This is a genomic window from Neorhizobium petrolearium, from assembly GCF_017873175.1.
GTDB classification, from domain to species: domain Bacteria; phylum Pseudomonadota; class Alphaproteobacteria; order Rhizobiales; family Rhizobiaceae; genus Neorhizobium; species Neorhizobium petrolearium.
This window is the reverse complement of the sequence record NZ_JAGGJW010000013.1, coordinates 28,089-42,969: the sequence shown is the minus strand read 5'-3', so window position 1 is coordinate 42,969 and position 14,881 is coordinate 28,089. Positions and strand designations below refer to the sequence as shown.

The following is a 14,881-nucleotide window of genomic DNA, read 5'->3' as shown; positions in this document are numbered from 1 at the left end:
ATGACTATTCTGCAGGATCAATTCGCCCGCGTCCAGCCAGTTCCCTGAGCCACTTGCGGTGGTGGCGCCAGGCCCATCCGCCAGTGACCGAACCGCGCGTCATCGCACGAATGGTTCCGCGGGTCCAAATCGCCGCATAGACATGAACAATGAACACGCAGATGATGAGCACGGCCGACACGGCATGGATCAGAACCGCGAAGCGCTTCGTCTCGATCGACGTGTAATCATAGAAGTATTGATCCCATATGAGGATGCCGGTGGCGATCAAGGCGATGATGAGCAAGGCCATCGCCCAGAAGATCACTTTCTGGCCGGCATTGTATTTGCCCATCTCGGGAAGACGCTCCTCGTGTCCGCCGATCACGTCACGGATACCCGTGAACCACCCCATGTCCGCCTTGGTGAAGAGGTTGGCCTTCCAAAGCTGGAAGAAGAAGATGTAGAAGCTGACGAAGAGCACCACACCGATCCAGGGATGCAGCATACGGGTGTTCTGCCCCCCGCCGAAAAGCCCGGTGAGGAAGAACAGCGACGGGTGAAACAGAGCCATTCCAGAGAGCAGAAGCAGGATCAGGCTGCAGGCCGTGATCCAGTGATTGACGCGCTTGCCCCGCCCATAACGATCGACGGTGACTGGTGGTCCGCGATGAATGGCATCATCGGATTCAACATCCCACGGTTCGCTCATCAGGCATCCTCCCTATGGCCCGCGGCGCTATCGACGAGCTTTTCGGCATTTTCCTCGTCTTCTGGCTGTACGCGATTGGCCCGGCCGAAGACACCGTGAAGGATCGCGCCGGCGGCCACGAGCCCCATTGCCGCAAGGCCGGTATATTTGGTCACGCCTTTCCAGGCCTGCACCACGCCGGAAATCTTGGGGTCGTCTGGCAGGTCGGCATAGATATGCGGCTTGTCATTGTGATGCAGGACATACATCACGTGCGTGCCGCCAACCCCTGGCGGATCGTAGAGCCCGGCATTCGCGTAACCACGGGATTTGAGGTCGGCGATGCGGTCGTCCGCGTGCTTCTTCATATCCTCCTTTGTGCCGAACACGATCGCCTGTGTCGGACATGCCTTGGCGCAGGCTGGCCCCTGGCCTACCGCGACGCGGTCGGAACAGAGGGTGCATTTGTAGGCACGGTGATCCACCTTGGAGATACGCGGAATGTTGAAGGGACAGCCCTTGATGCAATAGCCGCAGCCTATGCAGTTCTCGTGGACGAAATCCACGATGCCATTTGAATACTGCACGATCGCACCCGGAGCCGGACAGGCCTTGAGACAACCGGGATCCGCGCAATGCATGCAGCCGTCTTTGCGGATGAGCCATTCGAGATTGTCGGTCTCGGGATTGACCCATTCCGTGAAGCGCATGAGCGTGAACATGTCCTCGGTGAGATCGTGGGGGTTCGTATAATACCCCACGTTTGCACCGATTTCCGGATGCGTATCGTTCCACTCCACGCAGGCGGACTGGCAGGCCTTGCAGCCGATGCACTTGGAGACATCGATCAGCTTGGCGACTGGTGTGAGCTGCCGCTCAGGCGTCGGCAGCTCGCTGGTGGCCGAGCGGCGGATGAGGTCCCGCTCGGTGAGGTTGCTTTCCATCGGCTGGACCGGAGGATTGCTGACGGCGGTGCGAGGACTGTCCATCATACTGTAGCCTCCTGCGGTGCCGTCGATGGCTCGATATTGACGAGGAACGCCTTGTATTCCGGCGTTTCGATGTTGGCGTCACCGACGAAGGGCGCCAGCGAATTCGGACCGAAGCCCTTCTTCGCTGAACCGGTGAAACCCCAATGAAGCGGGATACCCACCACGTGAACCGGCTTGCCGTCGCACATGAGCGGCCGGATGCGCTTCGTCACCACCGCCTTTGCCTTGACCGAACCGCGTTTCGACCAGACCCGGACCCAACCGCCATTCCCGATGTTCTTCTCCTTGGCAAGTTCCTCGGAGATTTCGACGAAGAATTCCGGCTGCAGTGCCGAGTTCACGCGGTTGTGCTTGGTCCAGTAATGGAAGTGCTCTGTGAGCCGGTAGGAGGTCGCCGCATAAGGAAACTCGTCCGAAAGCCCCATCTGCGCCACGTCCGTCTCAAACACACGGCTGACGGGATTGCCCCGCATCTCCGGATTGAAGACGTTGGCGACCGGAGACTCGAAAGGCTCCATATGCGCCGGGAACGGACCATCGCGCATCATTCCGCGCGTGAACAGACGCGCGGTTCCCTCCTGGTTCATGATGAAGGGACCGACATCCTCCGGCTTGGCCGTCGGCGCGATGTCGGGGATATCGTAGCCCGTCCATTTCGAACCGTCCCATTCGAGCAGCTTGCGGCTCGGATCCCACGGCCTGCCCTGCAGATCGGCTGAAGCGCGATTGTAGAGCGTGCGGCGATTGAGAGGCCAGGCAAAGGACCAGCCGAGATAGGCGCCTGTGTCGTCCGGATCGTGGTTGTCGCGCCGGGCCATGTTGTTGCCCTGCTCGTTGAAGTTGCCGGAATAGATCCAGCAGCCGCACATCGTCGATCCGTCGTCGCGCAATTGCGAGAAGTTCAACACCTGCTTGCCTGCGGCAACCTGGACCTTCGTCGGATCGGTCGGGTCCATGAGGTCGGTCAGCGCACGACCGTTGATTTCCTTCGCCAGTTCCTCCGCAGTCGGCTCGTTCGGATCAGCATAATCCCAAGACATGTTCAGGATCGGATCGGGGAAGGCACCCCCTTCCTTGCGATACAACTCCCGCATCCTCAGGAATATCTGGGCGATGATGTAGGTGTCGTGCTGTGCTTCACCGGGGGGAGTTCCGCCCGCCCAGTGCCATTGCAGCCACCGGCCCGAATTGGTGAGCGAACCGTCTTCTTCGGCAAAGCAGGTCGTGGGCAGCTGGAAGACCTCGGTCTGGATCGAGACCGTATCGACGGGATTAAAGTCGCCGTGGTTTTCCCAGAACCGCGCCGTCTCGGTTTCAAGCGGGTCCATGGTGATGAGCCATTTGAGCTTTGACAGCGCCTCGGTGTTCTTGTCCCGGTTGGGGAAGGCAAGAAGCGGGTTGAAACCTTGGCAGATGTAGCCGTTGACCTTGCCTTGATACATCAGTTCGAACATGCGGAGCACATCATAGGACGGCACGTCGAGCTTGGGGATGTAGTTGAAGGCCCAGTCGTTATCGGCGCGCGCAGCATCGCCCCACATGGCCTTCTGGAAGGAGACCATGAACTTCCTGTAGTTCTGCCAATAGCTTGTCTGGCCGGGGCGCAACGGCTTGAACTGACGGGTCGACATATAGGTCGTGAAATCCACGTCCTTTTCAGTCGGCATCGTCAGATAGCCGGTGAGTAGATGCGACATCAGGCCGAGGTCGGTCAAACCCTGGATGTTGGAGTGGCCACGAAGCGCATTCATGCCGCCGCCACGCACCCCGATATTGCCGAGAATGAGCTGCAGCATGGCCATGGCTCGGATATTCTGCGAGCCATAGGAGTGCTGCGTCCAGCCGAGTGCATACATCGACGTCATGGTCTTCGTCGGAGATGAGCATTCCGAGATCATCTCAGCGACCTTCAGGAATTTATCCTTCGGCGTGCCGCAGATCCGTTCGACCATTTCCGGTGTGTAGGGGGCCAGGTGCTCTTTCAGCAGATTCCAGACGCAACGCGGGTTCTGAAGCGTCGGGTCGGTCGTGACGAAGCCGTCATCGCCGAGCACATAATCCCAGGTCGACTTGTCATAGTCGCGCTTTTCCGGATCATAGCCCGTGAAGAGGCCATCCTTGTAGCCGAAGCCGTCCTTGACGATGTAGGAGGCGTTGGTGAACGCCTTCATGTATTCCCACTGCACCTTGTCGTTGTCGATGCAGTATTTCATCACTCCGTTCAGGAAGGCGATATCGGTTCCCTGGCGGATGGGGGCATAGTAGTCCGAAACCGACGCCGTACGGGTATAGCGCGGATCGACCACGATCAGTTTGGCGCCGCGATTGGCCTTGGCCTCGGTCACCCATTTGAAGCCGCAAGGATGCGCTTCGGCCGCATTGCCGCCCATGACGACGACGAGGTCGGTATTCTTGATGTCGGTCCAGGAGTTGGTCATTGCTCCACGGCCAAAAGTTGGGGCGAGACTCGCCACCGTAGGGCCGTGTCAGACGCGTGCCTGATTGTCGAAACCGACTATTCCCAGCCCCTTGGCGAACTTGAAGGTCGCCCAGGCCGTTTCATTGGTGGTCGCCGACGCAGCCAGCATGCCGACGGTCGTCCAGCGATTGACCGGAACACCCGCGGCATTCGTCGCTACGAAATTGGCGTCGCGGTCATCCTTCATCAGGCGCGCAATGCGATCGAACGCCTCATCCCAGGAGATGCGCTCGAACTTGTCCGAACCCGGCTTGCGGTGCATCGGGTATTTGAGGCGGGTCGGGGACTTCACGAAATCCTTGAGCGCCGCCCCCTTGGGACAGAGCGTACCGCGGTTGGTCGGATGATCGGCATCGCCTTCGATATGGACAATGTCGGCAGCCTCACCCTTGCGAAGGTCGCCCTTCGAATAAATGATGACGCCGCAAGCGACGGAACAGTACGGACAGGTGTTGCGCGTTTCGGTGGTCGTCGTCAGCTTGAAAGGCCGGACATGCGCGGCTTCGGCGGCTTCAGCCTCGCCAAAACCCATCGCACCGAGGGACGTTGCCGCTACACCTGCTCCAGCCAGCTTCAGAAAGCTGCGCCGCGAGAGGTCGACATTCATGGGTAGCCTCCTCCATTCGAGATATGACCAGTTGAAACTGTATGTTCAGGTATTATGAAGTCAAGTCACGATTATAGCTTATAAAATTTGATCAGTCTTCACGCGATTCTATCCCGGGAGACGTTGATCGCCGAAGTGGCCGGACCCGTCGTAAAGGCTGAGTTGCATCGTGGCCCGGCTTTCGAAATAGCAACGGGCACGGACAAGATCGCGGAGGGATGAAAACGGGATCATCCGAGCGCTTTGATCGAACTCCATTTCATGAGCAGGATGGCGAGCGGCCCTCCCAAAAGCGCGCCCAATATAATGGCTGACAGGAAATACCTGACCACGAAGCGCAGAATAGGTTCGAGATAGATCACTGTTTTTCCAGACCATAGAAATTCGCTATTGCGAGCCACCGACGCCGACGTCCGGTGGGCGGATGCCTTGTCTGGTAAGCTTCGACAATTGCAGCGGCATTACCTGACTGCCTTTCAAGCTCCGTAATGCTGCTGCAACCTTCGCAGCGGACAAGGACAGGACGAGAGGGCCAAGGGCGATGAGAATTCTGCTGCTGGAGGACGAGAAGGAGCTGGCAAATGCGCTGTCGGCGGCGCTGAACAAGCACGGTATTGTCACCGACCATACAATGCATCTCGCTGATGCCATCGAATTGACGCGCCAGCATCCCTATGACGCAATCCTGCTGGACCGCCGCCTGCCCGATGGCGAAGGGCTGACGCTCATTCCTAAATTAAGGCGGTCGGGAACCGACACACCGATCATCGTGCTGACGGCAAGGAATGAACCATTGGAACGCGTCGAGGGATTGGAGACCGGCGCCGACGACTATCTCGGCAAGCCCTTCCTTGTCGAAGAGCTTTTGGCGCGTTTGCGTGCGGTCCTTCGAAGGCCGTCCAGTCTCGCAGAGCCCGGCATCGCCGCCGGTCGGATGATGATTGATTCCCTGCATCTGAATGTCACGATAGACTCGATGCCGCTCGATCTTCCAAGGCGCGAGCTCCTGGTTCTGGTGACGCTCGCCAAGCGGAAGGACAAAACGGTCCTTCGGCCGACGCTTGAGGCTGCAGTCTACAATTATGAGGAAGAGATCCAATCCAATGCGCTCGATGCGCATATTTCCCGATTGCGGAAGCGACTGCTGGATGCCGGTGCCGGTGTGACGATCCACAACATCCGAGGCGTCGGCTATCTGCTGAAGGAAGAATAATGCGCGCTGCAAACAGGCCTAACCCATCCTTATGGTGGAAGCTGAGTTGGCAGCTCAATCTCGTCATCATCGCCGTGATCGCCGCAGTGATCATCGGTCTTTGCATCTGGGCCACCACCATCATGTCGCCGAACATCGCCATGGAGGAAACGATTGGCTCGGTGATAGCCGGGGCTGCGGCACGCGATGGACAGGGACATCTGGAGCTGCGGGAAACGCTGGAGCTCAAGGCGCTGAAGGAGCAGAACGGCCAGCTATGGTATGTCGCGGCCACCACGGATGGCGCTTTCGTATCCTATGGCGCCATCCCCCCTGCCTATGCCGAACTCGCCCGCCTGGTTCATCTGTTCGATGACGCGGACATACGGGGGTCCGCAATGACAAACGAGATCGCAACTGTCGAAACCGCCGAAGCGGCAGTGGGTGAAGTTAGAATTCTGTTTGGCGGCGTCGCGGACAAGGGCTGGCCCGTCCTCGCCCTTCTGAGCAGGGCCTACCCGATCTACATTTCGTTGCTCGCGCTTGCCCTGCCTGCGATCTTTCTTGCCGTTCCTCGAATTGTGGGCCGCGCCCTTGCGCGTGTGAGCGACGTCGCTCGAAAGGCATCGCAGATCGAGCCGCGTCGGCCGGGAACACGCCTTCCGGTGGATGGCATCCCAAAGGAGGTCACTCCGCTGGTGATCGCATTCAACGATGCGCTTGAACGGCTTGAGAGTGAATTCAGGAAACGCCAACGCTTCCTGATCGATGCGGCACATGAGCTCAGGACGCCGATCGCCATCATGCAGACGCGGATCGATGGAATGTCCGAAGGCCAGGAACGCAGGCGGTTGTTGCAAGACGTGGCGCGCCTAGCTGAGACTGCTGAGCAGCTCCTCGATTTCGAGCGTAACGATCAAGCGACGGATTTGCACGAAGTGGTCGATCTTGTCGACAATGCTCGAACAGTCGTGGCGGACCTTGCGCCCTTGGCAATCACGGCCGGGTACCAGATTTCCTTTCAGAGTGAGGTGGAAAGCCTCACACGCAGAGGCAATTCTTCCGCATTGTCGAGAGCGGTCAGCAATCTCGTTCGCAACGCGATCGACCACGGAGGCAATGCCGGAATGATCACGGTTTCGGTCTCGGCCGACGGGCGGATCGATGTGGCCGATGAAGGGCCTGGCATACCGGCTGAACATCAGGAACTCGTTTTCGAACCGTTCTATCGCGTCACCCCCAAGAGCACAGGCGCGGGCCTTGGTCTGAGCCTGGTGAAGCAGGTCGTTGCCAATCACGGGGGCCGGGTCAGCATGAAAAGCAGCTCTGCGGGAACGCAGGTCGCAATGCAGCTTTGAGTTCGTAATGCTGCGGCAATTCTTCGCTCGCACTGTCCTCCCAGTATCACCGACGGAGGCCAGAGAGCGTGCACAGCAACCCCCATCCATTTCGCCGATTTTTCCACAACCCGCCGAGATCGTCTTTATTCGCGTGTCTGGCACTGCTCGTGGCCATGGTGATCAGCGGATGCACTTCGGTGCCCATAAAGGAGACCGGAACGCTGACCTCCTACAGCAATCTCGGCCCTCCCAAGGGGACGATTGCCAAGAAGCGGCTCTATGTCGATGGGCAACAGCTCGCCCGGGTGAAGACGGTTCGGATCGTGCCGACAACCTTCTCCTTCGACGCCGCGGTGCGGATCAAATCGGAGACCGATCGCGCATTGGTGTCGAACGCTCTCGACCGGGCGCTTTGTGTATCGCTGAGCGATAAATATCAAATGGTCTCAGCCGGTGAACCAGCCGATCTGACGGTCCGCTCGGTCGTCGCTGACATTGTTCCAACCAACAAGGCGATGGCGGGCGCTGCGACTGTCGTCAGTGTCGGGACAGGCTTCATCCTGCCCGTCAGCGTGCCACGCCTGCCTTTCGGCCTCGGAGGATTGGCCGTCGAAGCTGAAGCGGTGGATAGCAATGGCGTCCAGAGCGCCGCGATGTTGTGGGCGCGCGGGGCGAACTCGATTCAGAACAACCCGCGCGTTTCCGAAGTCGGCGACGCCTATGGTCTGGCGACGAAGTTTGCGAGCGACTTCTCGCGAGTGCTGATCGCCGGCAAGGAACCGAAGGGATTGGATATCTCGCTCCCGTCCAGGCAGCGCATGCAATCCTGGTTTGGTGGCAAGCCTAAATATGCCGCCTGCGATGCCTTCGGCCGGGCACCTGGCCTGATCGGAGCCGTGGCCTCCAAATATGGCGCGCCGCCGCAATGGACCGAGAAGAAGCCCAAACCGATCGTGACACATTGACCGATCATACACGCAGGCGGCGGTGCGGAGGCGTATCAAATCACAATTGGCCAAGTGCCATCGCCGCTGAACTCGCAACCCGTCTCCTCGATCCGCCTAACCGGCAACGGCGCTTTTGGCGATCCGTTTCGCAATCTCGGACAACGGGCCGATATACCGCACCACAGCCTCTTTAAGAGTCATGGCAGACCGGATCCAGATCATCGAAACGCAAGCGACCGTTGTTCCGGACACGATCACCGGCACCGCAATGGAAGAGGCGTGCGGACGGAATTCTCCAGCCTCGCTTCGGACAGCTTTCCTTTAGTCACCATCATGGTGGAAGATTCGGACGATCTGGCGGCCGATCTGCTCCGGTGTCATCCGGCCTCGCCTGTACCAGCCGCTGACATTATTGAGCAGCGTGAGTAGCAAGAGGCGATAGATACCGCGATCGAGTGATGAATCGAGCGGCAGGTCTGCTATCAGATCGCGGAAAATCAACTCGAAGGCATCGCGCTTTTCTACCAGCCGCTCACGGATCTCCGGCGGCGCGGAGGCGAAGTCGTTCATCAGCGGCATGGTGAGCGAATTCGGATCGAGCTGAATCTCCAGCATCGTAACGCAAGCCGCTTCCAGCCGCTCCCAGGGATCGGAGAGCTTTGAAACGGCGGCAAGAATGCGATCCCCGGCCACTTGCAGCGCAATATCGTGGATGCGGACGAACAACGCTTCCTTTGACTTGATGTAGTGATAGAGCGAGCCGCCGAGCAGCCCCACCCGCTCGCCGATATCGCGAACCGAGGTCGCGGCATAGCCGCGCTCGGCAAAGAGGGCCGCAGCGGCTTCCAGGATGTCGCGATGCCGCTGGCTCAGATCGCTTTCCTTCAAAGCATCGGCCAACCGGCTTCGCGGCGCCGCTGCTGCTTCCCGGCTGCTCTCGTCGGTCATTGCTCTCTCGTCATCTTATTGCAGGCATTGCTCTCGTCACGCTCTTAACGCAGACACGCGCTTTTCCCAAATGTCGTGCGAAAAGCTCTCCACAGGGCTCCGCCGCAGTCACGCCGATTTTCGCACTTGCGAATTGTAACAATCGTTTGATACAGATATCACTGTCAGATGGAGGAGGAAAACTTGAGCAGCACCCGAACCGGCTCGGCCCCGGTATCCGGCCGACGTCGACGAGTAGGCGAGGACTGATCCCCATTCAGCGATCAACGAACAAAACTGCGTGCTTCAAGACCTGCGACATCACGGGATCCGTCGCAGAATATCACCTGGGTCCCGCCCGAAGGCGGCGGTGGCCCGAACTATCCCAACATGTGACGCCCGTTCCGGACAGGAAAGAAAAGACCATGACCGCAATCTACATCGTCGATTACCTGCGCAGCCCCTTTGCGCCCGCCTATCGCGGCGCGCTTGCCGGCGTACGCCCGGATGATCTCGCAGCCGCCGTCATCAAGGCGCTCGTCGGCCGCTCCGGTATCGACCCGGCCGAAATCGAGGATGTGAACCTCGGCTGCGCCTTCGCGGAAGGCGAACAGGGCCTCAACATCGCCCGCTGCGCGGGACTGATCGCCGGCCTGCCGCAGTCGGTCGGCGGCTCCACCGTCAACCGCTGGTGCGGCTCGTCCATGCAGGCGATCCAGATGGCTGCCGGCGCGATTGCCATGGGCGCGGGTGACGCCTTCGTCGCGGGCGGCGTGGAAAGCATGAGCCGCGTGCCGATGATGGGCTTCAACCCCATGCCGAACCCGGCTTGGAGCGACGCCCAGCGCATCGCCTTCCTCAACATGGGCTTCACCGCCGAAAACCTCGCCGACCGCTACGCCATCTCGCGCGAGGAACAGGACGCCTATTCGCTGGAGAGCCAGAAGAAGGCACTCGCCGCCCGCGCCGACGGAAGGCTCGCCGCCGAGATCACCCCGATCGGCGATGTCACCGCCGATGGCTGCCCGCGCGAAACCGACGCCGAAAAGCTCGCGGGCCTCAAGACCGCCTTCAAGGCTGGCGGCTCGGTCACGGCCGGCAACTCCTCGCCGCTCACCGACGGCGCATCCGCGACGCTGGTCTGCTCGGAAGACTTCGTGAAGCGCCATAACCTTAAGCCCCTTGCCCGCATCTCGGGATATGCCATCTCCGGCTGCGCGCCCGAGATCATGGGCATCGGCCCGGTCGAGGCCAGCCGCAAGGCGCTGAAGCGCGCCGGCATTTCCGCAGGTGATCTCGACGTGATCGAGATGAACGAAGCCTTCGCCGTGCAGGTTCTCTCCTGCTGCCGCGACCTCGATATCGATCCCGCCCGCCTGAACCGCGACGGCGGCGCGATCGCGCTCGGCCATCCGCTGGGCGCCACCGGCGCCCGGCTCGTCGGCAAGGCCTCTCTGCTTTTGAAGCGCGACGGCGGACGCCAAGGCCTCGCCACCCAGTGCATCGGCGGCGGTCAGGGCATCGCCATGGTTCTGGAGGCCGCATAACAATGGCCGAGATCAGGAAAGCCGCCGTCATCGGCGCGGGCGTCATGGGTTCAGGCATCGCCGCCCATCTCGCCAATGCGGGGCTCGACGTGGTGCTGCTCGACATGGAGAGGAAGTTCGCCGATGGCGGCGTCGCCCGCCAGCTCAAGGCCAACGGCTTCATGGACCCGGCATTCGCAACGCGCATCACCACCGGCTCCACAAAGGACGACCTCGCGCTGATCGCCGACGCCGACTGGATCGTCGAGGCCGTCGCGGAGAAGCTGGAGATCAAGCAGACGCTTTACCGTGCCGTCGACGGTGTCAGGAAGAAGGGTTCCATCGTCTCCTCCAACACCTCGACCATTCCGCTGCATTCGCTGATCGATGGTCTGCCGGAAGGTTTCGCCGCCGACTTCCTCATCACCCATTTCTTCAATCCTCCGCGCATCATGAGGCTGCTGGAACTCGTCTCGGGCAAGGCGACCAATCCGCAAGTAACCGCGACGATCCGTGACTTCGCGGATCGCGGCCTCGGCAAGAGCGTCGTCGTCTGCAAGGACGCGCCCGGCTTCATCGGCAACCGCATCGGCAATTACTGGATGGTCGTGGCGCAGAACGAAGCCATCGAACTCGGCCTCGACGTCGAGGAAGCCGATGCCATCATCGGCAAGCCTTTCGGCATTCCGTCGACCGGCATCTTCGGCCTGCTGGATCTCGTCGGCATCGACCTGATGCCGACCATCCTGCGCAGCCTGCAGAACGCAACGCCTGAAGGCGACGCAGTGAAGGACTATGACGCCGAACCGGCGCTGATTGCCCGCATGATCGCGGAAAACCGTCTCGGCCGCAAAAGCGGCGCGGGTTTCGTGCGCCTCTCGCCCGACCGCAAGTCGCGCGACGTGACCGATCTCAAGACCGGCGACTACCGGCCGCAGAAGGCGGTTTCCTCCGAAAGCCTCGACGCCTCGGGCGGCGATCCGCGCGCACTGATGGAGCATGCAGGCCTCGGTGGCCGCTATGCCTCCGTCGTCATGGAAAAGGCGATCGCCTATGCCGCATCGCTGGTGCCGGAAATCGCCGACACACCGGATGCCGTGGATGAGGCCATGCGCACCGGCTACGGCTGGAAGCAGGGTCCGTTCGAGCTGATCGATCGGCTCGGCGCCGGCTGGCTGAAGGTGCGGCTCGAAGCGCGTGGCGTTACTGTCCCCGCCTACCTCTCGCTTGCGGCCGAAAAGGGCGGCTTCTATTCGGTCGTCGATGGCAAGCGCGCCAACCTCCTGCCTGACGGCAAGGTCGAGCCCATTGCCAAGGGTGACGGCGTGCTGCTCATTTCCGACCTCAAGCTCGCCGGCAAGCCGGTCGAGGACTGGGGTGCGGCGAGCCTCTGGGATCTTGGCGATGGCGTCGCCTGCCTCGAATTCCGCACCAAGATGAATACCTACAATCCCGCCTTGCTCGACGCCATCAACAAGGCGGTCGAACGGACGGCAAAGGATTTCGGGGCGCTGGTGATAGGCAGCGATGCTGCCGTGTTCAGCGCGGGCGCCGACCTGCGCGTCTTCCTTGATACGGTGGAAAAGGGCGGTCGCGAGGCGCTCAGCGCCTTCATCGACCATGGCCACCGCACCTTCAAGGCGGTGAAATACGCCCCCTTCCCGGTGGTCGGCGCGGCAGCCGGGCTGGCGCTCGGCGGCGGCTGCGAGATCCTGCTCCACTGCGATGCCATCCAGGCCCATGCGGAGCTTTCCATCGGCCTCGTCGAAACCCGCATCGGCGTCGTGCCGGGCTGGGGCGGCTGCAAGGAAATGATGCTGCGCTTCTCGGCCTCCACCACCGCCCTGCGCGGGCCAGTCGCGCCTGCGATTGCCGCCTTCAGCCTGATCGCGCCCGCCAAGGTTTCGGCGAGCGCCTTCGATGCCCGCAACCTCGGTTACCTCAGGGCCACCGACGGCATCACCATGAACCGCAGCCGGCTGATCGCCGACGCCAAGGCAAGGGCGCTTTCGCTCGCCGAAGGCTATGTCGCGCCGGAACCGCCCGTGATCGCCATGTCCGGACCGTCCGGCGCTTCCGCGATCCACAACGTCATCGAAGGCGAAGCGCTCGCCGGCCGGACCACCGCGCATGACGGGGTAGTCGGGCGTGCGCTTGCCAATGTTCTGACCGGCGGCCCTTCCGCCGATCCGCTGAAACCGCTCACGGAAGACGATGTGATTGCGCTGGAGCGCGAGGCCTTCGTCGACCTGCTCGCGACACCCGCAACCGTGGACCGCGTCAGGCACATGCTGGCGACCGGCAAGCCGCTGCGCAACTGAACAAGAAAAGGCAAGGAAACTCCCATGGCAGCCTATATCCCTCCCGTCGACGACATCTCCTTCCTGCTCGGCGAGGTCTTCGACTTCGACGCGCAGATGGCCGCCCTTCCCGGCTTTGAAGAGGTCAATGCGGAACTCGCAACAAGCGTTCTCGAAGAAGGTGGCAAGTTCTGCGCCGAAATCCTCGAACCGCTCAACCGCCCCGGCGACGAGGAAGGCTGCAAGCTGGAAAACGGACTGGTGACAACGCCGAAGGGCGTGGCCGATGCCTACAAGGCCTTCGTCGAGGCCGGCTGGGGCGGGCTATCAGGCGATCCGGAATTCGGCGGACAGGGCCTGCCGCGCGTGCTGCAGATCCTGCTGGACGAGATGCTGTCTTCCGCCAACCTCTCCTTCGGCCTGTTCCCGGGGTTGACCCGCGGCGCGGTCGAGGCGATCGCCGATCATGCGAGCGACGAGTTGAAGCAGACGTATCTGCCGAAGATGATTTCCGGCGAATGGACGGGCGCGATGGCGCTCACCGAATCCTCCGCCGGCACTGATCTCGGACTGCTCACCACCCGCGCCGAGCCGGTGGGCGACGGTTCCTACGCCATCAAGGGGACGAAGATCTTCATCTCCTCCGGCGATCAGGATTTCGGCGGCAACATCGTGCATCTGGTGCTCGCCCGCCTGCCCGACGCGCCGAAGGGCGTGAAGGGCATCAGCCTGTTCCTGTCGCCGAAATTCCTCGTCAACGATGACGGCTCGCTCGGCGAACGCAACCGCATGTCGGTCGGCTCGCTGGAGCACAAGATGGGCATCCACGCCCAGCCGACCTGCGTGATGAACTATGACGGCGCCATCGGCTGGCTGGTGGGCGAACCCGGCCGCGGCCTGAACGCCATGTTCACGATGATGAATGCCGAACGCCTGTTCGTCGGCATTCAGGGTCTCGGCATCGGCGAAGCCGCCAACCAGAAGGCCGTCACTTACGCCCGCGAGCGCCTGCAGGGCCGCTCCGCCGATGGTGCGCGCGGTCCCGTGCCGATCATCGAACATGCCGACGTGCGCAAGATGCTCCTGACCGGCCGATCGCTGACCGAGTCCGGCCGCGCGCTCGCCGTCTGGACCGCGCTGCAGATGGACATCGCCGCCCGCCATCCCGATCCGGACACCCGCCGCAAGGCCGATGGCTTCGTCGCGCTCCTGACGCCGGTGGTGAAGGCCGCCTTCACCGATTTCGGCTTCGAGATCGCCGTCATGTCGCAGCAGGTGTTCGGCGGCCACGGCTATATCCGCGAATGGGGCATGGAGCAGTATGTGCGCGATGCCCGCATCGCCCAGATCTATGAGGGCACCAACGGCGTCCAGGCCATGGACCTCGTCGGCCGCAAGCTGCCGATGGAAAACGGCACTGTGGCGCGCGGCTTCTTCGCGCTGGTGCGCAGCGAGCTTTCGGCAACGAAGGGCTCCGAACTCGAGGCCGTGAAGGCCTCGGTCATCGAGGCCCTTGCCCGGCTCGAGAAATTGACGGAAGACTTGCTGGCCAAGGGCGCCGATCCGGTGGAGGCCGGAGCGAGCGCCACCGACTACCTGCGCTTCTTCGCGCTGGTGAGCTTCGGCTGGCTCTGGGTGCGCATGGCCGACAAGGCAGCGGCCGATGCAACGACGCCGCTGAAGCAGCGCAAGCTTGCGCTTGCCCGCTTCTTCGCGGCCCGGCTGCTGCCGCAGACCGTGGCGCTCGACGCGACCATCCGCGCCGGCGCCGCCGACATCATGGCGCTCGACGCCGACCTGTTCTGATTGAAATTAGAGCATTTCCGGCGAAAACGGAGTCGCCTTCAATGCTCTATCTTTTTGTTTTTACGTAATTCCGGACGCAAAACCGCTTCACACTT

10 protein-coding genes and 1 pseudogene are annotated in these 14,881 nt (G+C 61.5%); 7 read left to right on the top strand and 4 right to left on the bottom strand.

Annotated features, from left to right (window positions below; genetic code table 11):
* Positions 1–4: 4 nt before the first annotated feature.
* From J2046_RS23395 to fdnG, 3 genes are read right to left on the bottom strand one after another with little or no spacing between them, the layout of a single operon-like run.
* Positions 5–691 carry a formate dehydrogenase subunit gamma gene (locus tag J2046_RS23395; RefSeq protein WP_210055987.1) on the bottom strand — a complete coding sequence of 229 codons (687 nt, stop codon included), beginning with the start codon at positions 689–691 and terminating at the stop codon, positions 5–7.
* Complete coding sequence (fdxH, locus tag J2046_RS23390) at positions 691–1,662, bottom strand: formate dehydrogenase subunit beta (protein WP_325169779.1); 972 nt, start codon at positions 1,660–1,662, stop codon at positions 691–693. The genes J2046_RS23395 and fdxH overlap by 1 nt, the downstream gene beginning before the upstream one ends.
* Entirely contained in the window at positions 1,659–4,748 is a 3,090-nt protein-coding gene (fdnG, locus tag J2046_RS23385; protein ID WP_210055986.1) for a formate dehydrogenase-N subunit alpha, read from the bottom strand. Before fdnG ends, fdxH begins: the two co-directional genes overlap by 4 nt.
* A gap of 541 nt (positions 4,749–5,289) precedes the next feature.
* Here fdnG and J2046_RS23380 point away from each other — a divergent pair.
* From J2046_RS23380 to J2046_RS23370, 3 genes are all read left to right on the top strand, one after another.
* Positions 5,290–5,961, top strand: a complete 672-nt coding sequence (locus J2046_RS23380) for a response regulator transcription factor (protein WP_210055985.1) — start codon at positions 5,290–5,292, stop codon at positions 5,959–5,961.
* Positions 5,961–7,298, top strand: a complete 1,338-nt coding sequence (locus J2046_RS23375) for a sensor histidine kinase (RefSeq protein WP_210055984.1) — start codon at positions 5,961–5,963, stop codon at positions 7,296–7,298. Before J2046_RS23380 ends, J2046_RS23375 begins: the two co-directional genes overlap by 1 nt.
* A 68-nt stretch (positions 7,299–7,366) precedes the next feature.
* Positions 7,367–8,245 (top strand): DUF3313 domain-containing protein, encoded by an 879-nt coding sequence (locus J2046_RS23370; protein WP_411828546.1) that lies wholly within the window; start codon positions 7,367–7,369, stop codon positions 8,243–8,245.
* A gap of 303 nt (positions 8,246–8,548) precedes the next feature.
* Here the strand turns inward: J2046_RS23370 and J2046_RS23365 are convergent, their stop codons facing one another.
* Complete coding sequence (locus tag J2046_RS23365) at positions 8,549–9,175, bottom strand: TetR/AcrR family transcriptional regulator (protein ID WP_233470231.1); 627 nt, start codon at positions 9,173–9,175, stop codon at positions 8,549–8,551.
* A gap of 247 nt (positions 9,176–9,422) precedes the next feature.
* Here J2046_RS23365 and J2046_RS34365 point away from each other — a divergent pair.
* The 4 genes and pseudogenes from J2046_RS34365 to J2046_RS23345 form a co-directional block, all read left to right on the top strand.
* A pseudogene (locus tag J2046_RS34365) lies at positions 9,423–9,550 on the top strand (4Fe-4S dicluster domain-containing protein); the annotation flags it as partial.
* Positions 9,551–9,579: 29 nt separating this feature from the next.
* Positions 9,580–10,701, top strand: coding sequence for a thiolase family protein (locus J2046_RS23355; RefSeq protein WP_210055983.1), 1,122 nt, complete (start codon positions 9,580–9,582; stop codon positions 10,699–10,701).
* Between the two features lie 2 nt (positions 10,702–10,703).
* Positions 10,704–13,001 carry a 3-hydroxyacyl-CoA dehydrogenase/enoyl-CoA hydratase family protein gene (locus J2046_RS23350; RefSeq protein ID WP_210055982.1) on the top strand — a complete coding sequence of 766 codons (2,298 nt, stop codon included), beginning with the start codon at positions 10,704–10,706 and terminating at the stop codon, positions 12,999–13,001.
* A gap of 24 nt (positions 13,002–13,025) precedes the next feature.
* Entirely contained in the window at positions 13,026–14,786 is a 1,761-nt protein-coding gene (locus J2046_RS23345; RefSeq protein ID WP_210055980.1) for an acyl-CoA dehydrogenase C-terminal domain-containing protein, read from the top strand.
* The last annotated feature ends 95 nt before the right edge of the window (positions 14,787–14,881 follow it).

Bases quoted from the DNA above. Each gene is read 5' to 3' on its own strand.
- J2046_RS23395 (WP_210055987.1), bottom strand. From the start codon at position 691: ATGAGCGAACCGTGGGATGTTGAATCCGATGATGCCATTCATCGCGGA.
- fdxH (WP_325169779.1), bottom strand. From the start codon at position 1,662: ATGATGGACAGTCCTCGCACCGCCGTCAGCAATCCTCCGGTCCAGCCG.
- J2046_RS23380 (WP_210055985.1), top strand. From the start codon at position 5,290: ATGAGAATTCTGCTGCTGGAGGACGAGAAGGAGCTGGCAAATGCGCTG.
- J2046_RS23375 (WP_210055984.1), top strand. From the start codon at position 5,961: ATGCGCGCTGCAAACAGGCCTAACCCATCCTTATGGTGGAAGCTGAGT.
- J2046_RS23365 (WP_233470231.1), bottom strand. From the start codon at position 9,175: ATGACCGACGAGAGCAGCCGGGAAGCAGCAGCGGCGCCGCGAAGCCGG.
- J2046_RS23355 (WP_210055983.1), top strand. From the start codon at position 9,580: ATGACCGCAATCTACATCGTCGATTACCTGCGCAGCCCCTTTGCGCCC.
- J2046_RS23350 (WP_210055982.1), top strand. From the start codon at position 10,704: ATGGCCGAGATCAGGAAAGCCGCCGTCATCGGCGCGGGCGTCATGGGT.
- J2046_RS23345 (WP_210055980.1), top strand. From the start codon at position 13,026: ATGGCAGCCTATATCCCTCCCGTCGACGACATCTCCTTCCTGCTCGGC.